General features: G+C 76.0%; 19 protein-coding genes. 9 read left to right on the forward strand and 10 right to left on the reverse strand.

Annotated features, from left to right (window positions below; genetic code table 11):
* Positions 1 to 104: 104 nt before the first annotated feature.
* Together pgi and ACK586_RS13120 are read right to left on the reverse strand one after the other, a co-directional pair.
* Entirely contained in the window at positions 105 to 1,775 is a 1,671-nt protein-coding gene (gene pgi, locus ACK586_RS13115) for a glucose-6-phosphate isomerase (RefSeq protein ID WP_409330928.1), read from the reverse strand.
* 144 nt (positions 1,776 to 1,919) lie between these two features.
* A complete protein-coding gene (locus ACK586_RS13120) occupies positions 1,920 to 2,360 on the reverse strand; it encodes an ArsI/CadI family heavy metal resistance metalloenzyme (RefSeq protein ID WP_409330929.1) in 441 nt (146 codons plus the stop codon).
* 92 nt (positions 2,361 to 2,452) lie between these two features.
* Between ACK586_RS13120 and ACK586_RS13125 the strand changes: the two genes are divergently transcribed.
* The gene (locus tag ACK586_RS13125; protein WP_409330930.1) at positions 2,453 to 2,803 is read left to right on the forward strand and encodes an Rv2640c family ArsR-like transcriptional regulator; all 351 of its coding nucleotides are present in this window, start codon (positions 2,453 to 2,455) and stop codon (positions 2,801 to 2,803) included.
* A gap of 9 nt (positions 2,804 to 2,812) precedes the next feature.
* Here the strand turns inward: ACK586_RS13125 and ACK586_RS13130 are convergent, their stop codons facing one another.
* Positions 2,813 to 3,859 (reverse strand): glycosyltransferase, encoded by a 1,047-nt coding sequence (locus tag ACK586_RS13130; protein ID WP_409330931.1) that lies wholly within the window; start codon positions 3,857 to 3,859, stop codon positions 2,813 to 2,815.
* Positions 3,856 to 4,929, reverse strand: a complete 1,074-nt coding sequence (locus ACK586_RS13135; protein WP_409330932.1) for a glycosyltransferase family 9 protein — start codon at positions 4,927 to 4,929, stop codon at positions 3,856 to 3,858. Before ACK586_RS13135 ends, ACK586_RS13130 begins: the two co-directional genes overlap by 4 nt.
* 113 nt (positions 4,930 to 5,042) lie before the next feature.
* Between ACK586_RS13135 and ACK586_RS13140 the strand changes: the two genes are divergently transcribed.
* Together ACK586_RS13140 and ACK586_RS13145 are read left to right on the forward strand one after the other, a co-directional pair.
* On the forward strand, positions 5,043 to 6,344 hold the full coding sequence (locus tag ACK586_RS13140) for a glycosyltransferase (protein ID WP_409330933.1): 1,302 nt from the start codon (positions 5,043 to 5,045) through the stop codon (positions 6,342 to 6,344).
* On the forward strand, positions 6,341 to 8,191 hold the full coding sequence (locus tag ACK586_RS13145; RefSeq protein WP_409330934.1) for a glycosyltransferase: 1,851 nt from the start codon (positions 6,341 to 6,343) through the stop codon (positions 8,189 to 8,191). Before ACK586_RS13140 ends, ACK586_RS13145 begins: the two co-directional genes overlap by 4 nt.
* 208 nt (positions 8,192 to 8,399) lie before the next feature.
* Here ACK586_RS13145 and ACK586_RS13150 read toward each other — a convergent pair whose 3' ends face one another.
* Both ACK586_RS13150 and ACK586_RS13155 read right to left on the reverse strand, forming a co-directional pair.
* Entirely contained in the window at positions 8,400 to 9,986 is a 1,587-nt protein-coding gene (locus ACK586_RS13150; RefSeq protein WP_409330935.1) for an HNH endonuclease signature motif containing protein, read from the reverse strand.
* Between the two features lie 205 nt (positions 9,987 to 10,191).
* Positions 10,192 to 12,015 (reverse strand): NAD(P)-binding domain-containing protein, encoded by a 1,824-nt coding sequence (locus tag ACK586_RS13155; protein WP_409330936.1) that lies wholly within the window; start codon positions 12,013 to 12,015, stop codon positions 10,192 to 10,194.
* A gap of 88 nt (positions 12,016 to 12,103) precedes the next feature.
* Between ACK586_RS13155 and ACK586_RS13160 the strand changes: the two genes are divergently transcribed.
* Entirely contained in the window at positions 12,104 to 13,294 is a 1,191-nt protein-coding gene (locus ACK586_RS13160) for a GAF domain-containing protein (RefSeq protein ID WP_409330937.1), read from the forward strand.
* A 12-nt stretch (positions 13,295 to 13,306) separates the two neighbouring features.
* Here the strand turns inward: ACK586_RS13160 and ACK586_RS13165 are convergent, their stop codons facing one another.
* Positions 13,307 to 13,447 (reverse strand): hypothetical protein, encoded by a 141-nt coding sequence (locus ACK586_RS13165; RefSeq protein ID WP_409330938.1) that lies wholly within the window; start codon positions 13,445 to 13,447, stop codon positions 13,307 to 13,309.
* Between the two features lie 463 nt (positions 13,448 to 13,910).
* On the opposite strand from ACK586_RS13165, the gene ACK586_RS13170 reads away from it, so the two are divergent.
* The 4 genes from ACK586_RS13170 to ACK586_RS13185 all read left to right on the forward strand — a co-directional run bounded on the left by ACK586_RS13170 (position 13,911) and on the right by ACK586_RS13185 (position 16,163).
* Positions 13,911 to 14,288 (forward strand): metalloregulator ArsR/SmtB family transcription factor, encoded by a 378-nt coding sequence (locus ACK586_RS13170; protein ID WP_409330939.1) that lies wholly within the window; start codon positions 13,911 to 13,913, stop codon positions 14,286 to 14,288.
* Entirely contained in the window at positions 14,285 to 15,403 is a 1,119-nt protein-coding gene (arsB, locus tag ACK586_RS13175; RefSeq protein ID WP_409330940.1) for an ACR3 family arsenite efflux transporter, read from the forward strand. Before ACK586_RS13170 ends, arsB begins: the two co-directional genes overlap by 4 nt.
* Positions 15,404 to 15,501: 98 nt before the next feature.
* Positions 15,502 to 15,915 carry an arsenate reductase ArsC gene (locus tag ACK586_RS13180; RefSeq protein WP_409330941.1) on the forward strand — a complete coding sequence of 138 codons (414 nt, stop codon included), beginning with the start codon at positions 15,502 to 15,504 and terminating at the stop codon, positions 15,913 to 15,915.
* Positions 15,912 to 16,163, forward strand: coding sequence for a hypothetical protein (locus tag ACK586_RS13185; RefSeq protein WP_409330942.1), 252 nt, complete (start codon positions 15,912 to 15,914; stop codon positions 16,161 to 16,163). The genes ACK586_RS13180 and ACK586_RS13185 overlap by 4 nt, the downstream gene beginning before the upstream one ends.
* 281 nt (positions 16,164 to 16,444) lie before the next feature.
* On the opposite strand, the gene ACK586_RS13190 is transcribed toward ACK586_RS13185, so the two are convergent.
* The 3 genes from ACK586_RS13190 to ACK586_RS13200 are packed head-to-tail and all read right to left on the reverse strand — an operon-like array spanning position 16,445 to position 19,997.
* On the reverse strand, positions 16,445 to 16,897 hold the full coding sequence (locus ACK586_RS13190) for a GNAT family N-acetyltransferase (protein WP_409330943.1): 453 nt from the start codon (positions 16,895 to 16,897) through the stop codon (positions 16,445 to 16,447).
* Entirely contained in the window at positions 16,894 to 18,342 is a 1,449-nt protein-coding gene (locus ACK586_RS13195) for an ATP-binding protein (protein WP_409330944.1), read from the reverse strand. Before ACK586_RS13195 ends, ACK586_RS13190 begins: the two co-directional genes overlap by 4 nt.
* On the reverse strand, positions 18,339 to 19,997 hold the full coding sequence (locus ACK586_RS13200; protein ID WP_409330945.1) for an FAD-dependent oxidoreductase: 1,659 nt from the start codon (positions 19,995 to 19,997) through the stop codon (positions 18,339 to 18,341). Before ACK586_RS13200 ends, ACK586_RS13195 begins: the two co-directional genes overlap by 4 nt.
* Before the next feature lie 124 nt (positions 19,998 to 20,121).
* On the opposite strand from ACK586_RS13200, the gene ACK586_RS13205 reads away from it, so the two are divergent.
* Positions 20,122 to 20,466, forward strand: coding sequence for a UBP-type zinc finger domain-containing protein (locus ACK586_RS13205; RefSeq protein WP_409330946.1), 345 nt, complete (start codon positions 20,122 to 20,124; stop codon positions 20,464 to 20,466).
* The last annotated feature ends 95 nt before the right edge of the window (positions 20,467 to 20,561 follow it).

Raw genomic sequence — 20,561 nt, forward strand, 5'->3', positions numbered from 1 at the left:
CCGCCCGCCGGTCTGCCCCACCGCCCCCCCCCCCCCCCCGCCGCGCCCGCCCTCCCGGCCCCCTGCCGCCGCTCGACGCGGCCGCCGAGTGGCCACTTCGGTGGTCAGGGGCGGCCTCGGAACCGGCGGTAGGTGCGGACGAGCTCGGCGGTCGAGGCGTCCTGGTCGAGCTCCGGCGGCTGCTCGCCGGTGAGCGCCGGCGCGAGCTCGCGGGCCATCACCTTGCCCAGCTCCACGCCCCACTGGTCGAACGAGTCGATCTGCCAGATCACGCCCTGGGTGAGCACCGTGTGCTCGTAGAAGGCGACGAGCTGCCCGAGGGTGGACGGCGTCAGCTGCGGCGCGAGGATCGTCGTGCTGGGCCGGTTGCCGGGCATGACCTTGTGCGGCACGAGCTCGGCCGGCGTCCCCTCGGCGGCGACCTCCTCCGCGGTCCGGCCGAAGGCGAGCACCGCCGACTGGGCGAACATGTTGGCCATCAGCAGGTCGTGCATCTCGCCGAGGGCCGTGCCGTCGAGTCCGGGGCCCGGCTGCCCGAAGCCGATGAAGTCCGCGGGCACGAGCGCCGTCCCCTGGTGCAGCAACTGGTGGAACGCGTGCTGCCCGTTGGTGCCCGGCTCCCCCCAGTAGACCTCGCCGGTCGCCGTCGTCACCGCCTCGCCGTCCCACCGGACCGACTTGCCGTTGCTCTCCATCGTCAGCTGCTGCAGGTAGGCGGGCAGCCGGGACAGGTACTGGCTGTAGGGCAGGACGGCGTGGGTCTGGGCGCCGAGGAAGTCGGTGCACCAGACGTTGATCAGCCCCTGGAGGACCGGCAGGTTCTCCGCCAGCGGCGCGGTCCGCACGTGCTCGTCGACGGCGGCGAACCCGGCGAGCATCTCGCGGTAGGCCGCCGGCCCGATGGCGACCATGAGCGACAGGCCGATGGCCGAGGTGAACGAGTAGCGGCCGCCGACCCAGTCCCAGAAGCCGAACATGTTGTCGGGATCGATGCCGAACGCGCGGACCGCGTCGGTGTTGGTGGAGACGGCGACGAAGTGCTTGGCGACGGCGCTCTCGTCGCCGCCGAGCCCCCTCACCAGCCAGTCGCGGGCGACCGAGGCGTTGGTGAGCGTCTCCAGCGTGGTGAAGGTCTTGGAGGAGACGACGAACAGCGTCTGCGCCGGGTCGAGGTCGCGGGTGGCCTCGGCGAAGTCGGTCGGGTCGATGTTGGAGACGAACCGGGCGGTGATCCCGCGGTCGGCGTAGGCGCGCAGGGCGCTGTAGGCCATCGCCGGCCCGAGGTCGGAGCCGCCGATGCCGATGTTCACCACGGCGCGGATCGGCTTGCCGGTGTGGCCCTTCCACTCCCCCGACCGGACGCGGTCGGCGAAGGCGGCCATCCGGTCCAGCACCTCGTGCACGTCGCGGGTCACGTCCTGCCCGTCGACGACGAGCTCGGTGGACCGCGGCGCGCGCAGGGCCACGTGCAGGACGGCGCGGTCCTCGGTCACGTTGATCCGCTCGCCGGCGAACATCGCGGCGATCCGTCCGGGCAGTCCGGCCCGCTCGGCCACGGCCACCAGCAGCCGCAGCGTCTCGTCGGTGACCCGGTGCTTGGACTGGTCGACGACGAGGTCGGCGACGCAGCGGGTCATGCGCCGGGCACGTTCGGGGTCCTCGCCGAACAGCTCGCGCAGGGTGCGGTCGCGCAGTTGCGCGTGGTGGTCGGCCAGGGCCTGCCACTCGGGGGTCTCGGTGATGTCCAGAGCCGTCGTGAGCGCCGCAGCATCCATGCCGCACACCCTGCCCGACCAGCGGCCTCCCGCAACCGCCGGTCCGGCGCGGGGGCGGCATCACCGACGGGTCCCCGGCCGGGACCGGCTACGGGTCCTCGGCCGCGGCGAGGTCGCCGGCGGACGCCGCCGCCCCGGCCGACGTCAGCCCGCTGCGACGTCGCCGCCCTGCCCGCAGCACCCTCCGGACTCCCCCGCCGGGGCCGGCCCGCCGAAGGTCGGGCTGTCGGCCAGCACCGTGTAGACCTCCCAGCGCTCCCCGTCGGGCCCGGTCACCCACGCCTTGTCCTGGGTGGCGTAGCAGCAGGTGGTGCCCATCTCCTCGTCGGCGAGCAGACCGGCGCCGGTGAGCCGGCCGATCTCGGCGTGCACCTCGCCGCTCGTGCCGTGCTCGATGCCGAGGTGGTTCAGCCCGCCGCCGCGGCCGGGGTTCTCCAGCAGCACGAGCTTGAGCGGCGGCTCGGCGACGGCGAAGTTCGCGTAGCCGGGGCGGCGCTTGGCCGGCTCGACACCGAGCAGGCGGGTGTAGAAGCCGACGGCCTGCTCGAGGTCGTCGACGTCGAGGGCGAGCTGGATCCGGGACACGGGGGCCTCCCTTGGATGAGACGTATGTCGAAGAGGTGGCCCCACTGTGGCGACCTCCTTGACATACGTCAAGAGGGTGCCAGGCTGGATCCGTGCCCAAGGCCCTGCCCGTGCTCGACACCACCGCCCCCGTCTGCTGCGCGCCGGTCGCCGCCGCGCCGATGACCGAGGACGCCGCGGTGGAGGTCGCCCTGCGGCTCAAGGCGCTGGCCGATCCCGTGCGGCTGCGGCTGATGTCGCTGCTGCTCACCCGGGACGAGGTCTGCACCTGCGACCTCGCGCCGCTCGTCGGGGTGACGGAGGCCACCGTGAGCCACCACCTCGGCCAGTTGCGGAAGGCCGGGCTGGTCACCGGCGAGCGGCGGGGGATGAACGTCTTCCACCGCGCCCGGCGGGAGTCGCTCGGCGCGCTGGCGCGGGTCCTCGACCCCGGCTGCTGCTGACGGGGCGGTTCAGCGGGGGATGCCGGCCACCGCGGCGAGGTGGCCGGCGATCCGGCGGACCATCAGGTCGGCGCCGAAGTCCCGCACCGCCCGCGCCCGTGCCCGTGCCCCGAGGTCGGCGCGCCGCTCCGCATCGGTGAGCAGCTCGCGCAGCGCCGCGGCCAGCGCTGCGTCGTCCTCCACCGGGACGACGACGGCGTCGTCCCCCACCGCCGTCCGCACGTCGCCGACGTCGGTCGACACGCAGGGCAGCCCGGCGGCCATCGCCTCGAGCAGCACCAGCGGCAGCGCCTCGCGGCGGGAGGAGAGGCAGAAGACGTCGACCTGCCGCAGGAACGCCGCGGCGTCCTCGACGAACCCCGGGAAGGTGACCGGCAGGCCCGCCGCCGCCGCGCGCAGGGCGGCCTCCTCGCGCCCGGCTCCTCCGAGGACGACGTCGAACTCCACCCCCTCGCGGCGCAGCCGCGCGACCGCGGCCAGCAGCACGTCGAAGCCCTTCTGCGGAGTGAGCCGGCCGAAGCTGCCCAGCCGGGGCAGGACGTTCCCGGCCGGGCCCGGGGCGGTCGCGGGCACCTCCACCCCGTTGGGGACCACGTGCACCCGGCCGGCGGGCACCCGCAGGTCGGTGACGACCTGGTCGCGGATCTCGGTGGCCGGGGTGACCACCAGGGCGAAGCCGGCGTAGAGGTCGGCCAGCCGCCGCCGGGCCGCGCCGGTGCCGGTGTCGCCGACCAGGTGGAGGACCCCCACCGTGGGCGCCACCGACTGCGCGGCGGCGACCGCGGCGGCGTTGGACCCCGGGTCGACGAGGTTGACCCAGACGACGTCGGGCCGGGTGGCCGCGATCGCCGCGCGCATCTCGGACGACGCGGCCGAGTGGCGGGCGAGCGGGACCACGACCGGGTCCCACGCCGCGTGCCGGTCGGCCAGCGGCTCGGCGCAGACCAGCCGCACCGACCAGCCCAGCGCGGGCAGGTGGCGCAGCAGCGCGGTCAGGTGGACGTCGGCGCCGCCCCAGGTCTCGGTGTCGCTGACCAGCGTGATGCGGGGGCTCACGCGGCGAGCTCGCGGGCCGCCGCCAGGACGGCGTCCGGGCCGATCGTCCGCGCGCAGCGGAACTCGATGGGGCAGACCAGGTGCGGGCAGGGCGCGCAGGCCACGTCGGGCACGAGCGCGCGGTGCCGCGGCCCGCCGTGCGCCCATCGGACCGGATCGCCGGGGAGGAACACCGTCACGCTGCGCCCGCCGACCGCCGCCGCCAGGTGCGCCGATCCGGTGTCGTTGCCGACCAGGACCGCGGCGTCGCGCAGCAGCGCAGCGAGCCCACCGAGGCCGGTGGCGCCGGTGAGGTCGACCGCCGGCGCCCGCATCGCCGCGGCCACCGCGGCCGGCTGCGGCTCACCCGGCACGCCGGTGAGGACGACGGCCAGCCCGTCGGCGGCCAGCGCGTCGCCGACCGCCGCGTAGCGCGCGACCGGCCAGCGGCGGGTCGCCGCCGACGCCCCCGGGTGCAGGACGGCGTACCCGCCGGGGGTCAGGCCGTGGCGGGCGAGGGTCGCAGCGTGCTCGGCCTCGTCGTCGGGGCGCAGGACGAAGCGCATGCCGGCGTCCGTGTCGGCCTGACCGGCGGCGGGCAGCCCCAGGCGCTCGAGCAGCCGGACGTGCCGCTGCGCCTCGTGCAGGTCGAGCGGGTAGCGCAGGTGCAGCGCCTCGGCACCGGGCGGGACCGGCCACCCGGTGGGCGCGAAGCCGCCGGTGAGCCGGGCGCCGAGGGCGGCGGTCACCCGGTTGGCGGCCGGCCGGTCGCCGTAGGCCTGCAGCGCGAGGTCGAAGCCGCGGCCCGCCGCCGTGAAGGCGGCCCAGCCCGCGGGGTCGACCGGGCCGTCGGGGATCCCCGCGGCGCCGGGGAAGGGCAGCAGCTCGTCGACCAGCGGCCGGCCCTCGGCCGGGCCGAGCCGCTCGACCACCGGCCGCATCCGCTCCCAGGTGGCGAGTGCGACGTGCACGTCGGGCCGGGCGGCCCGCAACCGGTGCAGCGCGGGCAGCGTGCACAGCAGGTCGCCCAGCCCCACCCGCATCCGCACCAGGAGCACGCGTCGGACGGCGGGATCGGCGAGCGGCGGCACGGCGGCCCTCCTGCCCCGCCCGGTGCTCCCCCAATCCTGCGAGGCGCGCCATCCCGTGGTGCACTACGGGTCCTCTCGGGAAGGGAGGCCACGCCGCCCACACGGAGGTCCACGTGCTGCCCCACCCCGTCGACGACGACCGGGAACCGACCGATCCCCTGCACGTGCTGCGCCTGTGCAGCGTCTTCGAGCCGGAGCGGCCCTCCTCGGCGGCGCCCGCCGGGTCGCGCCCGGGCCTGCCCGGCGCGCTGGACGGGCGGGCGGCCCGGTTCGACCCCATCGGCGGCATGCAGAACCACACGGCGACGCTGACCCGCTGCCTCGACGCGCAGGGCCACCGGCAGACCGTGGTGACCTCGCGGCTGGCGGCGCGCGCCGGGGTCGGCCGGCTCGGCCGGTCGGCGACGGTGCACCGCACGGGACTGCCGATCGCCCGCCTCCGCCAGCTCTGGGCGCTGACCGCGCTGCCGCGGGTGCTGCGGGTGCGGCGCCGAGGCTCCGGGCCGGTCGACGTCGTGCACGCCCACCAGGGCGAGGACCTGGCGCTGCTGCCGCTGGCCCGGCTGGCGGCGTGGCGGCACGCGTGCCCGCTCGTGGTCACGCTGCACTGCAGCGTCGGGCACACGCTCACCGGGGGCTCGCCGCGGGCGCGGCTGCTCCGGGCGGTCGGCGGCCGGGTCGAGCGCAGCGCGCTGCGCCGGGCGGACGCCGTGGTGGTCCTCACCGAGCGGACCGCGGCGGCGGTGCGCGCCGACGGCGTGCCGGCGCAGCGGGTGCACACCATCCCGTCGGGGTTCGACCCGGCGCTGTTCGCCGGGACCGGCGCGGACGTGCTCGCCGGGATCGGCCGGCCACGGATCGGCTACGTCGGCCGCCTGGCGCCGCAGAAGCGCCCCGACGTGCTCGTCGAGGCCTTCGGGCTGATGCGCGAGCGCGCGGAGCTGGTGGTCGTGGGGGACGGCCCGGACCGCGCGCTGGTCGAGCGGGCGGTCGAGGCGAGTCCGGCGCGGGAGCGGATCACGCTGCGCGGGTTCGTGGCGCACGACGCCGTCCCGGGGGTGCTCGCGGCGCTGGACGTGCTGGTGCTGCCGTCGGCCTACGAGGAGATGGGGTCGGTGCTGACCGAGGCGATGGCGGCCGGGCTGCCGGTGGTGGCCAGCGACGTCGGCGGCATCCCCGCGGTGGTGCGCGACGGCGTCACCGGCCTGCTGGTGCCGCCGCTGGACGCCGCCGCACTGGCGGCCGCGCTGGACCGGGTGGTCGGCGACCCGGAGCTGCGGGCGCGGCTGGCCGCCGGGGCCCGGGCACGCGCCGACGAGTACGCGTGGCCGCGGCTGGCCGGCCGGGTGGCCGCCGTGTACACCCGGATCCGCGCGCGGGTGCACGGCCGGGTGCGGGAGGCCGTGAGCGCGTGACCGGCTCGCGCGCCGGGGTGCCGCGGGTCGCCGTCCTGCTGCCCGTGCACTCCTCCCCCTCCTCCCCGCACGCCGCCTTCCTGCCCCGGGCGCTGGGCTCGCTGCTGGGCCAGACGGTCGTGGACTGGGAGGCGGTGGTGGTCGACGACGGCTCGCCCGATACCGGCGCGGTCGCGGCGGCGCTGCCCGGCGACCCCCGGATCCGGCTCCTGCGGCACGGGGAGAACCGGGGGCTGGGGGCGGCGCTGAACACCGGGCTGGACGCGACGACCGCGCCGGTGGTCGCCTACCTGCCCGCCGACGACGTGTGGGCGCCCGGCCACCTCGGAGCCCTGCTCGGCTGCCTCGCCGACCCGGCCGTCGCGCGGGCCCGCTCGGGACTGGCCGAGCCGTCGGACACCGCCTACGACCAGCTGGTGCAGGTGGCGCACCGGCGCACCGGCGAGCGGTGGACCGAGCGGGCCGAGCTGGAGACCGACGACCTCGACCGGCTGCTGTGGCGCCGGCTCGACGCGGCGGGCGCGGTGGCGGACACCGGCCGGGTCACCTGCGGGTGGACCCGGCACCCCGGTCAGCGGTCGCGGGCGATCCGGGCGGCGTACGACGGCGGGCTGAACGTCTTCCGGGCGCGGTACGGGGTCGCGCAGCCGCTGCGCTTCGCCTCCACCGACGGGGCCGACGTCGACGAGGGAGCCCGCTACGCGCGCTTCCGTGGTCGCGTGTACCGGCCGGCGGTCGACGGCCTGCGGGTGCTGGTCGTGGGCGAGCTGGCGTTCAACCCCGAGCGGGTGCTGGCGCTCGCCGAGCGCGGGCACCGGCTCACCGGGCTGTGGACGGCGACCGGTCTGGGCGACTCGACCGTCGGGCCGCTGCCGTTCGGGCACGTGGCCGACCTCGGCGCGGTGCACGACCTGGCCGCCGCCGGGTGGCGGGAGGCGGTGCGCGCGCTCGCCCCCGACGTCGTGTGGGCGCAGCTGAACTGGCGCGCGGTGCCGCTGGCGCACGCCGTCCGCGCGGCCTTCCCGGAGCTGCCCTTCGTGTGGCACTTCAAGGAGGCGCCGCAGCGCAGCGTCGTGCGCGGGGAGTGGCCGCTGCTGGCCGAGCTGGTGACCGGCGCCGACGCCTGCCTGTTCTGCAGCGAGGAGGAGCGGGACTGGTTCGCCCTCGCGCTCGCCGGCCGGGTCGACCGGGCACGGCTGGGGGTGCTGGACGGCGACCTGCCGCCGCGCGAGTGGCACGACGCCCCGCTCGCCCCGAAGCTCTCGGACGCCGACGGGCAGCCGCACGCCGTGCTCGCCGGCCGCCCCTCCGGCCTGGACCTCGACTGGGTCCTGGCGCTGGCGCGGCGCGGGGTGCACACCCACCTCTACGGGCAGGTGCGGGCGCCCGGACCGACCGGCGCGTGGACCGGCTGGTTGGACGAGGCGCTCGTCCGGGCGCCGGACCACGTGCACGTGCACCCGCCGATCGGCCCCGAGCGGTGGGTGGCGGAGCTGTCGCGGTACGACGCCGGCTGGCTGCACCGGTTCGACAGCGTCAACGGCGGTGACCTGCGGCTGGCCTCCTGGGACGACCTCAACTCCCCCGCGCGCCTGCCGGTCTGCCTGGCGGCGGGACTCCCGCTGCTGCAGCAGTCCAACCCCGGGTCGCTGGTGTCGGTGGAACGGGTGCTCCGCGCCGAGGGCACCGGTCTGCTCTACCGCGGCCCGGACGACGTCGCGGACCTGCTGGCCGAGGAGGTCCGCACCCGCGCCGGTGCCAGCGCCGCGCTGGCGGTACGGGAGCGGCACACCTTCGACGCGCACGCCGACCGGCTCGTCGAGCTGTTCCGCTCCGTCCTCCGCTGACGCTCTCCTGAGCTCCTGGGACGACACGTCGACATGGCGGCATGGCGGCATGGCGGCATGGCGGCACGGCGACGAGACGGCATCGCGACGAGACGGCACGGCGACACGACGGCAGGGCGACATGGCGGCATGGCGACGAGTCCTCCTGTCGGGGAGATCGGGATGTCGGTCGACCGCGCCGGTCGGTGGCCGGGAGCCGGTCGGGCGATCAGTACGGCGGCGGGTCGCTGCCGTGGTCCAGGGGCGGGCTGTCCGGGCCGATCCGTGAGCGCCTGATCAGCTCGCGGATGCCTGGTGCCCGCGGTCGCGGTCCGGGCTCCGGTCCGCCCGCTGCAGCTCCGCCGGTGTCGGGGTCGTCCGGTGGGTCCGGTGGGTCCGGTGGGCGCAGTCCGGGAGGGCGGGTGCTGCGGGTGATCCCCGACGGGGTGGTCACCGTGAGCGTGCCGTCGTCGGCCAGGGCGAACTGCCAGCCCTGGGCGAAGGTCTTGAGCCGGTGGTGGCTGCGGCAGAGGCAGCAGAGGTTGGCGCAGTCGGTCTCGCCGCCGCAGGCGTGCGGCACGACGTGGTCGGCGTCGGCCCAGCCGACCCGCTGCCCGCAGGTGGGGAAGCGGCAGGTGCGGTCGCGGGTGTGCACGAACCGCTGCTGCGGCCGGCTCGGGGTGTAGCCGTCGACCCGCTCGGGCCGGCCCAGCACCGCGCACGAGCAGTCCTGGTCCCGGTGGTCGGGGCAGCCGCGGCGGGCGAAGGCACGCAGCTGGTCCAGCGTGCAGGTGGCCAGCAATGCACCGTCGTCGTCGGTCAGTCCGAGGGTGACCGACCCACCGGCCGGCGCACGCAGCCCGAGCGCGTCCAGGCGGTGCAGCAGCTGCCGCAGGTGGGCGCCGGTGACCACGAGTCCCGACACCTCCCCGGCCTGGTCCGAGGCGCCCTCGAGCGCCGACAGGGAGGCGGTGATCTGCAGGTTCGCGGTCACCGGCGGCAGGTCCGGGTGCCAGAACCGCAGCACCGTCGCCAGCCACATGCGGGTACGCAGCTGCCCGATCGGCCGCGGGTCGCCGTCGGCCCTGGCCAGGCGGGCCAGCTGGTCGATCACGCTGTACGCCGCGGCGGCCTCGTCGGCGGGCAGGTCGACGGCGACAGTGGCCATCCCCTCCCGGGTGGACGGGTAGATCCGCACGTCGGCGGCCTTCTCCGCCTCCTGCCTCGCCTTCTCCGCCTGCTTGGGTGCGTACTCCAGCAGCAGGCCCGCGGCCCGCTCGCGCAGCCGGCGCAGCGACAGGTCCGCCGCCTCGGGCAGCAGCGCGGCCTCCACCCGGCGGGACACACCGGGGTCGGCGTGCTCGAGCACCTCGGCCAGCAGCTTGGCCCGCGGCTCGTCCAGCTCTCCGGCGGCCAGCGCGGCGAAGGTCCCCGGCAGGTTCGTCCGCCACGTCCAGGCCCGGATGGCCAGGTTCGCCGCCGTCCCCCGCCCGCAGTTGAGCACCAGCCCCAGCTCGGCGGGGAAGAACTCCGAGATCCCCGGCAGCGCCCGCTCCGCCGACCAGCCGGCCCGGGACCCGCGAGCGCCGGCCGGCGGGTCCTCGCCGTCGGGTGACTCGTCGGCCAGCCCGCACACCAGCTCGGCCTCGTAGGCAGCCAGCCGCGCCCGCTCGGCCACCAGCCGCTCCAATGCCAGCGCCTTCTCCGACCGCGTCAGCAGCTCGACCGGCAGCCGCGACACCGACCCGGGAACGTCGAGCAGGCACTCGACCAGCGCACGCTCCACGCGCGACTGCGACTCGACCGCCGGCGACATGATCCGAACATACGTTTGAGGTACGACATTTCTCGCAAGACGGCACCGCTGCGCGGCCACCGGTCCACAGTGCGGGCGTCCCCCGGACGTTGCCGGTCATGCAGCACCGGCAACGTCGGGGGTACGCCCGCAAGGTGCGCGGGCAAGGGCGCGACCCTGGCCGGCGGGGGCGGGGGTGGCCAGGCCCCCGCCCCCGGCGGAGCTCTCAGGAGGTGTGGTGGACCTCCTGCAGGGCGTGCACCGGTGTCGGTATCCCCTCGTAGCGGGCCTTGAGCTGCAGCGCGAGGTAGAGCGAGTAGTGCCGCGACTGGTGCAGGTTGCCGCCGTGGAACCACAGCCCCTCCTGCTGGGTGGGCTTCCACATGTTCCGCTGCTCGCCCTCCCACGGACCCGGGTCTTTCGTGGTGTCCGAGCCCAGCCCCCACACCTTGCCGACCCGGTCGGCGACCTCGGGCGAGATGAGGTCCGCCGCCCAGCCGTTCATCGACCCGTACCCGGTGGCGTAGACGACGAGGTCGGCCGGCAGCTCGGTCCCGTCGTCGAGCACGACGGCGTCCTCGGTCAGGCGGGTGACCTGCCCGTGGACCAGCTTCACGTCGCCGTTTGCCACCAGGTCCGCGGCGCCCACGTCGATGTAGTAGCCGGAGCCGCGGCGCAGGTACTTCATGAACAGCCCGGACCCGTCGTCGCCCCAGTCGAGCCAGAACCCGGCCCGCTCGAGCCGGTCGTAGAAGTCGGCGTCGCGCTCGCGCATCTGCTCGTACAGCGGGATCTGGAACTCGTGCATGATCCGGTACGGCAGCGAGGCGAAAGTCAGGTCGGCCTTCTCCGTGGTCATGCCGGCGGCGACGGCCTCCTCCGAGTACAGCGCGCCCAGGCCGATGTCCATGAGCGTGTCGCTGCGGACGATGTGCGTCGACGAGCGCTGCACCATCGTCACGTCCACGCCGTGCTCCCACAGCGCGCCGCAGATGTCGAACGCGGAGTTGTTGCTGCCGACGACGACCACCCGCTTGCCGGCGTAGGCGTCCGGGCCGGGGTGCTGCGACGAGTGCTGCTGGTCGCCGCGGAACACGTCCTGCCCCGGGATCTCGGGCACGTTCGGCTTGCCGGACATCCCGGTCGCCAGGACGACGTGCCGGGGCCGCAGCGTCAGCGGCTTCCCCTCCCGCTCGACCTCGACCGTCCACTCCCCCGCCTCCGGCGAGTACGTCGCCGAGCGCGCCACGGTGCTCGGCCAGTACGGGATCTCCATCACCCGCGTGTACGACTCGAGCCAGTCGCCGATCTTGTCCTTGGGCGCGAACACCGGCCAGTTCTCCGGGAACGGCACGTAGGGCAGGTGGTCGTACCAGACCGGGTCGTGCAGGCACAGCGACTTGTACCGGCCGCGCCACTGGTCGCCGGGCCGCGGGTGCTTGTCGACCACCAGCGAGGGGACGCCGAGCTGCCGCAGCCGCGCGCCGAGCGCGATGCCGCCCTGCCCGCCGCCGATCACCAGGACGTAGGGCTGCGTGGCGACCCCGAGCTCGGCCTCCTCCTGCTGCCGCCGCTCCAGCCAGGTCAGCCGGTCGCGGTGGACCCCGTGCTCGGCGCCGAGCGGACGGCGGGGCCCGCGCGGCTCCTCGTGCCCCTTCAGCTCGTACAGGGTGGTCAGGAAGGTCCAGGCGCGCGGCTCGCCGTCCTCCTCGACCAGCCGCACCAGGCCCTTGCCGCGGCCGACCGCCGTCTCGAAGGTGAACCAGGCGGTGGTGACGCCGCCGGCCTCGTCCGGTGGCTCGCTGACCGCGAAGCCCGTCGGGTCGGTGCGGTCCAGCGTGGCGGTCAGCAGCTCGCGGACCCCGTCGCGGTCCTCGACGGTGGTGATGTTCCAGGAGAAGGCGATCAGGTCGCGCCAGAAGCTGGTGGTCGCGAACATCCCGGTGGCCCGCTCGACGTCGCGGGCGCGCAGGGCGTCGGCGAACGCGGCGAGCCACGACTCGGCGCGCTGGGCGGCCGTGGCGGGGGGCGCGTCCAGTGTCTGCGTCATGGCATCTCCTCACTAGGGTGTGACCGGCAGCACACCGCCCGCGGAGCGGCGCCGGGAGGGTTGCACCCGATTGCAGGAGGGGACGCCGGTGGGCGACTTCGGGGCGATCAGGCCCGGCACCGATCTGTCCACGCACGCCCGTGCGCTGCGGCGGGTGCACGACGCCGTGCTCGCTGGCGGCCGCCCCCCGATGCGGCCCCGGGCCGTGGTGGCACGCTCCTGGCAGCGCGTGCTGGGCGCCGGCCTGGACCCCGGCCGGGCCAACGCCCGCGACCCGCTCCCCGCGGCGGAGTGGGAGCGCCGCCGCCGCGAGTCCCCGCTCGACGCCGTCATCGGTGAGCTGCGGCAGGTGCTCGGCAGCGTCGCCGACGCCTCGCGCTTCCTGCTCGTTGTCACCGACGCCGACGGCGTGATCCTCTGGCGGGAGGGCGCGGCCGGCGTGCGGCGGCGGGCCGACGACCTCGGCTTCAGCGAGGGTGCGCTGTGGACCGAGTCCGCCGTCGGCACCAACGCGATCGGGACGGCGCTCGCGGAGGGCGCCCCCGTGCAGCTGTTCAGCGCCGAGCACTTCGAGCAGGCCCAGCACGCCTGGTACTGCACCGCCTTCCCGGTGCACGACCCGCGCACCGGCGACCTGCTCGGCGTGGTCGACGTCAGCGGGCCGGCGCTCACCCTGCACCCCGCGCTCACGGCGCTGGTGGAGACGGCGGTGCGGCTGGCCGAGGCCCAGCTGTGGCGGCACCACGAGCTGCGGCTGGAACGGCTGCGGCGCTCGGCGGAGACCGTGCTGGCCACCGTGCGCGGTCCGCTGCTGCTGGTCGACGAGCACGGCTGGGTGGCCTCCCACGTGGGCGTCGCCGTCCGCGAGCGGGTGGAGGTGCCGCGGGCGGGGCACGCCCTCGCCGTCCCCGGGCTGGGCCTGTGCACGCCGGAGCGGCTCGGCGAGGGCTGGCTGGTCCGGCCGCGCGGGGCCGGGCGGCCGATCGAGGCGACGCTCGTCCGGGGCGACCGGCCGGTGCTCGAGGTCCGCGCCGACGGCGAGCCCTGGCGGGCGGCGCTCTCGCCGCGGCACGCCGAACTGCTCGCCCTGCTGGCCGCCGCGGGGCCGTCCGGGTTGTCGGCGGGACGCCTGTCGGCCCTGCTGTTCGGCGATGCCGGGCACGTGGTGACCGTGCGTGCCGAGGTGTCGCGATTGCGGCGGGTCGTCGGTGCGCTCGTGGCCACCACCCCCTACCGGCTGGCCGACGGCGTCCGCCTGGAGGTCCGCCCGGCCGGCTGATCCACCGCGCGGTCAGCGGGGCGTGTCGGAGTCCTCGGAGCCGGACCGGCCGCCGGACCGGTGCCGCATCCTGGCCACGACCCGCTCGGGCAGGTGCGCGTGCGGCAGGTGCACGTGCGGCAGGTGCAGGTGCGGCAGCCCGAGGTGCGGCACGCCGACCCGCCGTGCGCGGCCGCGGGGCCGCGCGGCCCGGCGCCCCCGCACACGCAGCGAGGGCGACGCCCGCCCGAGCCGGCCCCGTCCCGCGCCGGGGCCGACCGCCACGCCGACACCAGGGTCTCGGCCTGCCGGCGGCGGACCGCGGCCTCGCGCCGGGCCGCCCGTTCCCGGGCGGCCCGGGCACGGCGCTCCGAGCGCGCGGTGTTGCCCCGTGCCAGCCAGACGACGACGGCGGTGGCCGCGGCGAAGCCGACGACCGAGACGACTCCCCACTCCATGACGGCCCCTCCTCTGAGGCCGTCGCGCCGCACCGACCCCGGGCGCGCGACGATGGCGTCAGGGTCCCGCGCGTGGGTCGGCACCGCCAGGCAACCGGTCGCGCCGGGGCCGCGACGCGCCGTGGGACACGCCGACCCCGATGGCCGGACATCGATGCTCGTCGATACGATGCGCGTCGATGGACACCGACGAGCCGGCCGACGCCTGCTGCACCCCTGCCGACGGCACCGCCATGAGCGCCGACCGCGCCGCCGAGGTGGCCGCGCTGCTCAAGGCCCTGGCCGACCCCGTGCGCCTGCGGCTGGTCAGCCTCATCGCCTCGACCGGCAGCGGCGAGGCGTGCGTGTGCGACCTCAACGCCGCCTTCGCGCTCACCCAGGCCACGGTCAGCCACCACCTCAAGGTGCTGCATACCGCCGGCGTGCTCGACCGCGACAAGCGCGGGGTGTGGGCCTACTACCGGGTGCGGCCCGAGGCGCTGGCCGCCGTCGCCGACGTCTTCAGCTCGCCGAGCCTGGCCGGAACGGCCCCGGCCCTCGCGGGGACGACGGCGTGAGCGACGTCGTCGGCGAGACCGCCCGCGCCGGGACCGAGGCGCCGGTCCTGCAGCGGCTGTCCCCGCTCGACCGGTTCCTGCCGGTGTGGATCCTCGCCGCGATGGCCGCCGGTGTGCTGCTGGGCCGGCTCGTGCCCAGGCTGGACGAGGCCCTGGAGGCCGTCGAGGTGGGCGACATCAGCCTCCCGATCGCCGTCGGCCTGCTGCTGATGATGTACCCGGTGCTGGCCAAGGTCCGGTACTCCGAGGTGGACCGGGTCACCGGCGACCGGAGGCTGCTCGCCGCCAGCCTGGCGCTGAACTGGCTGCTCGGGCCCGCGCTGATGTTCGCCCTGGCGTGGCTGCTGCTGTTCGACCTGCCCGAGTACCGCACCGGCCTGATCATCGTCGGCCTGGCCCGCTGCATCGCGATGGTGCTGATCTGGAACGACCTCGCCTGCGGTGACCGGGAGGCCGCCGCGGTGCTGGTCGCCATCAATTCGGTGTTCCAGATCGTCGCGTTCGCCGCCCTGGGCTGGTTCTACCTCCAGGTGCTGCCCGGGTGGCTCGGCCTGGAGACGACGTCCGCGGAGTTCAGCACGTGGGCGATCCTGCTCAGCGTCCTGGTCTTCCTCGGCATCCCGCTCGTGGCCGGCTTCCTCACCCGCACCCTGGGTGAGCGGGCGAAGGGCCGGGACTGGTACGAGAGCCGGCTGCTGCCCAGGATCGGGCCGATCGCGCTCTACGGCCTGCTCTTCACGATCGTCATGCTCTTCGCCCTGCAGGGCGACGCGATCACCTCCCAGCCCTGGGACGTCGCCCGCATCGCCGTCCCCCTGCTGGCCTACTTCGCGCTCATGTTCGGCGGCTCGTTCCTGCTCGGCATGCGGCTGGGCCTGGGCTACGCCAGGACCGCGACGCTGGCCTTCACCGCCGCCGGGAACAACTTCGAGCTCGCCATCGCCGTGGCCATCGGCACCTTCGGCGTCACCAGCGGCCAGGCGCTGGCCGGCGTGGTGGGCCCGCTGATCGAGGTGCCGGTCCTCGTCGGGCTGGTCTACGTGTCCCTGTGGGCCGCCCGCCGCTGGTTCCCCGGTGATCCCACGGTCGCCGACGCCCTGCGGGGTGCCCGATGACCACCGACGACAGGTCCCTGCCCGGCCGGCACCGCCTGGCCGAGCTGCACCCCGCCGCCGCGTCGGCCTGACCCCCACCCCCACCCGAGAGGTCCCCCGTGCCCGACAAGCCCAGCGTCCTGTTCGTGTGCGTGCACAACGCCGGCCGCTCGCAGATGGCCGCCGGCTGGCTGCGCGCCCTGGCCGGGGACGCCGTCGAGGTCCGCTCCGCCGGCTCTCTGCCCGCCGACCGGGTCAACCCCGCCGCCGTCCAGGCCATGGCCGAGGCCGGCATCGACATCACCGACCAGCGACCGAAGGTGCTCACCTCCGAGGCGGTCGAGTCCTCCGACGTCGTCGTCACCATGGGCTGCGGCGACGCCTGCCCGGTCTTCCCGGGCAAGCGCTACCTGGACTGGCCCCTGGACGACCCGGCCGGACAGGGCGTCGACGCCGTGCGGCCGATCCGCGACGAGATCGAGCGGCGGATCCGCGGGCTGTTGGCCGAGCTCGGGGTCCCCGCCGCCGCGTGAGTCGGGCGCAGACGCCGGCGCAGGCCATCCGGGCCGGCCAGCGGCCGACGGCGGCCGGGTCCTCGGCGTCGACCGAGCGCAGCGGGGCCAGGGCCGTCGCCTGTACCACGGCCAGCGCGATCCACTCCTCCGCCTCGCCGGCCGTCACCCCGGCGCGCAGCTCGCCGGCCCCGGCTGCACGGGCCACGAACGGGCGGATCGTCGCCGCCGCCCGTTCCCGCTCCCGGCCCGAGCGCAGCGCCATGTAGGTGGCCAGGCTCTCGTCACCGGCGGCCAGGTGCGCGCCGACCCGGTAGCGGACGGTCGTGGCGGCGAGCACCTGGGCCAGCGCGGCGACGGCGACGTCCTGCATCGTCGTCTTCGCGCGGCCGTACCGGGCGGTGCACCGCATGCCGCCTGCAGGATCCGGTCGCGGGTCTCGTCCCGGACCTCGGTCCCGGTCGCGCGGGCCGGGTCGGCGCTGCTCACGCCGTCCAGTCCTGCACAGCGGACGCCCGCCACCCCAGCGGCCGGCCCGCCGGGATCCCCCTCAGGGGTCGTGCCGGTAACCGGTGACCCACAGCCCCGGCAGCACCTCGCGGTCCCCGGTGGGGACGAAGCCGAGCCGCTCGTACAGCGCCCGGGCGGGCGCGTTGTCCCGGCCGGTGGCGACCACGGTGGCCCGGGCGCCGGCCGCGGCCAGCACCGACCGCACCAGCGCCGTCCCGATCCCCCGCCGTCCGGCCGCGGGGGCCACGACCAGCCGGTGGACGTCGACCCGGTCGCCCTCGTCGGTCCAGGCCACCGCCCCGGTCAGGCGGCGGCCGGCCCGCACCCCGGTCCAGCGCAGCGCCGCCGCCCGCAGCGCGGCGAGGTCCTCGTGCAGCGGCGGGATGCGGTCGTCGCCGATCAGCGCGGCCTCCACCGCGTAGGCCGCGCGCTGCAGCGCCAGCAGCTCGGCGGCGAGCACCGCGTCGCCGCGCGGGTCGAGCGGGACGGTCACCGGCCGGCCGGCTCCTCGAGCGGGAGCCGGACCTGGAACCGGGTGTCGCCCGGGCGCGACTCCAGCCGCAGGTCGCCGCCGTGCCGGTTGACGACGATCCGCCAGGAGACGTCCAGGCCCAGCCCGGTGCCCTGGCCGACCGGCTTGGTGGTGAAGAACGGCTCGAACACCCGCCGGCGCAGCGCCTCGGGGACGCCGGGACCGGTGTCCCCGATCTCCACGAGCGCCCGGTCGCCGTCGCGCGCCGTCCGCAGGGTGAGCGTGCCCGACCCCGCCATCGCGTCGAGCGCGTTGTGGATCAGGTTGGTCCAGACCTGGTTCAGCTCGCCGGCGTAGGCCGGCACCGGCGGCAGCGACCGGTCGTAGTCCTTCACGACGGTCACACCGGGGGCGATCTTCCCGCTCATCACCGTGAGCGTGGCGTCCAGCCCCAGGTGCAGGTCGGTGGCCTGGTGCGGGGTGCGGTCCATCTGCGAGTACTGCTTGGCGGCGTCGACCAGCGCCGAGATCCGCCCGGTGCTCTCCGCGATCTCCACCACCAGCGACTCGGTCTCCACCGCGTAGGCCAGCCACTGCAGCGCCGCCGGCAGGAACTCCGGCCCGACGGCGTCGGCGACCCGCTCCAGGTCGCCGGGGCCCAGGCCCGCGCCGACGAACACCCCGGCGAGGTCCCAGGCGCGCTCGACGTCGCGTTCCTCCAGCCAGTCGCCCAGCTCGTCCTCGCGGTCGGAGCGCTCGACCGGGCCCAGGTCGACCGCCGGGCCCATGCGGGCGACGACGTCCTCCTGCACCGTCGTGAGCGCGCGGAGCACCTCGCCGGGAACGTGCCCGTCCGACAGCTTCGCCAGCTTCTGCCGCATCCCCGCCATCCGCTCGCGCAGCGCGGCGGTGGCGCGGGCGGCCGCGGCGGCCGGGTTGTTCAGCTCGTGGGTGAGCCCGGCGGTCAGCTTGCCCAGCGCGAGCAGCCGCTCCCGCTGGCCCACGACCTCGTTGGAGTTCCGGGTGCCGACGAACAGGCCCTCCAGCAGGTGCACCGCCATCGGGTACCACCGCTGGAACACCTCGGCGAACGGCCCGGCCGGCAGCGCGAGGAACCGGCAGTCGGTGACCGCGCGGACCGTCGCCGGGTACACCTGGCTGATCCGGTCCCGCATGTAGAACTGCACCGCGCCGGAGTAGACGCCGCGGGAGTCGGTCCGCACCGTCTCGACCTCGCTGCCGCCCACCCGCCGCAGCATGGTCATCGTCCCGTCGAGGAGGACGAAGAAGCACTCGGCCGGCTCGCCCTCCACCGACACCTCGGTACCGGCCGGGCACTCCACGACGTCGCCGTTCGCGGCGACCCAGGCCAGCTGCGCGTCGTCGAGGTCCTCGAACAGGAACAGCCCGCGCAGCTCGTCCGGCGCGAGGCGGGTCCCGGGACCGGAGGACGCGGCGGCGGTCACCGCTCCCCCAGGTACCGGTGCACCAGGGTGACCGCGAGCGCGCCCTCGCCGACGGCGGAGGCCACCCGCTTCACCGAGTCGGCGCGCACGTCGCCGGCCACGAACACCCCGGGCACGCTGGACTCCAGCAGCCACGGATCGCGCTCGAGCGACCAGCCGCGCGGGCGGGCGCCGTCGCTCACCAGGCTCGGTCCGGTCGGGATGAACCCGCGCTCGTCGCGCACGACGACGCCGTCCAGCCAGCCGGTGCGCGGGGCGCCGCCGATGAAGACGAACAGGTGGCTGGCCGGCACGGTGCGCGTCGCCCCGGTCTGCTCGTCGCGCAGGGTCAGCGACTCCAGGTGGTCGGTGCCGTGGGTGCCGGCGACGGTCGTGCAGGTGCGCACGGTGATCTCGGGGATCTGCGCGATCTGCTCGATGAGGTAGTGCGACATCGACGCCTCCAGCGACGGCCCGCGGACCAGCATCGTGACCGAGCGCGCGTGCCGGGCGAAGAACACCGCGGCCTGCCCGGCGGAGTTGGCGCCGCCGACGACGTAGACGTCCCTGCCCTTGCAGGCGGCCGCCTCGGTGAGCGCCGAGCCGTAGAAGACCCCGCGCCCGGTCAGGTCGTCGGCGCCGTCGACGCCCAGGCTGCGGTAGGAGACGCCCGTGGCCAGGACGACGGCGTGCGCGGCGATCGCGCTGCCGTCTGCGAAGCGCAGCACTCGCTTGGGGCCGTGCGCCTCCAGCGCGACGACGTCGCGGGTGAGCAGCAGCTCGGCGCCGAACCTGCCGGCCTGGCGGCGCGCCCGGTCGGCCAGCTGCCCGCCGGAGACACCGTCGGGGAAACCGAGGTAGTTCTCGATCCGGCTGCTCTGCCCGGCCTGCCCGCCGGTCGCCTCGCGCTCGACCAGCACGGTGCGCAGCCCCTCGGACGCGCCGTACACGGCGGCGCCCAGGCCGGCCGGGCCGCCGCCCACGACGACGAGGTCGTAGAACTCCTCCCGCGGGTCGACGGTGAGCCCGACGACCGCGGCCAGCTCGGCGTCGGAAGGCGCCCGCAGCACCTGCCCGTCGGGGGTGACGACGACGGGGACCTCGTCGGCGCCCGCGCCGGCGGCCTCCAGCAGCCGCTGGCCCTCGGGCTCCTCGACGCTGAACCACCGGTAGGGGACGGCGTTGCGCGCCAGCAGGTCCCGCGCCCGGAACGACGCCGGCGACCAGCGGTGACCGACCAGCTTCACGTCCTCGACGGCCCCCGCGGGGCTGGTCCGCCACGCGTCGAGCATGGTGTGGACGACCGGGTAGAGCTTCTCCTCCGGCGGGTCCCACGGCTTGAGCAGGTAGGCGTCGACGTCGACCAGGTTGATCGCCGCGATCGCGGCGTCGGTGTCGGCGTATGCGGTGAGCAGCGCGCGGCGGGCGCGGGGGAAGAGGTCCATCGCCTGCTCGAGGAAGTCGATGCCGTTCACCTGGGGCATCCGGTAGTCGGCGAGCAGGACCGCGACGGGCTCCCCGCGCAGCTTCAGCTCGCGCAGCGCCTCCAGCGCCTCGGCGCCGGAGGACGCCCGCACGATGCGGCAGTCCTCCCCGAAGCGGCGGCGCAGGTCGCGGGCGACGGCGCGGGAGACCTGCGTGTCGTCGTCGACGGTGAGCAGGACGGGTCGGCTCACGGGGCGGCCTCCTGTCGCGGGTCTGCAGGGGCACCCGGCGGCGTCGGCGGGCGGCTCACGCTAGCCCGCTCCCCCGCTCTCCGACAGCCTGTCGTCCCAGGCCCCCGCTGCCTACGGTGACCCCGTGAGTGCCGCGGCCATCGACCCGTCCGTCCCCCCGAGCGGCCCCGGCTGCGTGGAGTGCGAGGCCTCCGGCGGCTGGTGGTTCCACCTGCGCCGCTGCGCCGCCTGCGGGCACGTCGGCTGCTGCGACTCCTCGCCCTCGCAGCACGCCCGCGGGCACGCCGCCGCGACCGGGCACCCGGTCATCCGCAGCTTCGAGCCCGGCGAGGACTGGTTCTGGGACTTCACCCGCGACCGGCCGGTCCCCGGTGCCGAGCTCGCGCCGCCGCAGGCCCACCCGGCCGACCAGCCCGCCCCGGGTCCCCGCGGCCGGGTGCCGGCCGACTGGCGCTCGCGGCTGCACTGACCAACCTATGAGGTCGAAGTCAAGTCGGGTCTTGGCTGATGGTGGGCAGGTTGGGTCGGCTCGCCGGCTGCTGCCGGTCGAGTTGATCTTGTAGT

The sequence above is a fragment of the Trujillonella humicola genome (genome assembly GCF_046233715.1).
In the GTDB taxonomy this organism is placed as follows: domain Bacteria; phylum Actinomycetota; class Actinomycetes; order Mycobacteriales; family Geodermatophilaceae; genus Trujillonella; species Trujillonella humicola.

What these genes read in the sequence shown, in the direction of transcription:
- pgi (WP_409330928.1), bottom strand. Translation starts at nt 1,775, where the DNA reads ATGGATGCTGCGGCGCTCACGACGGCTCTGGACATCACCGAGACCCCC.
- ACK586_RS13150 (WP_409330935.1), bottom strand. Translation starts at nt 9,986, where the DNA reads ATGTCGCCGGCGGTCGAGTCGCAGTCGCGCGTGGAGCGTGCGCTGGTC.
- ACK586_RS13155 (WP_409330936.1), bottom strand. Translation starts at nt 12,015, where the DNA reads ATGACGCAGACACTGGACGCGCCCCCCGCCACGGCCGCCCAGCGCGCC.
- ACK586_RS13170 (WP_409330939.1), top strand. Translation starts at nt 13,911, where the DNA reads ATGGACACCGACGAGCCGGCCGACGCCTGCTGCACCCCTGCCGACGGC.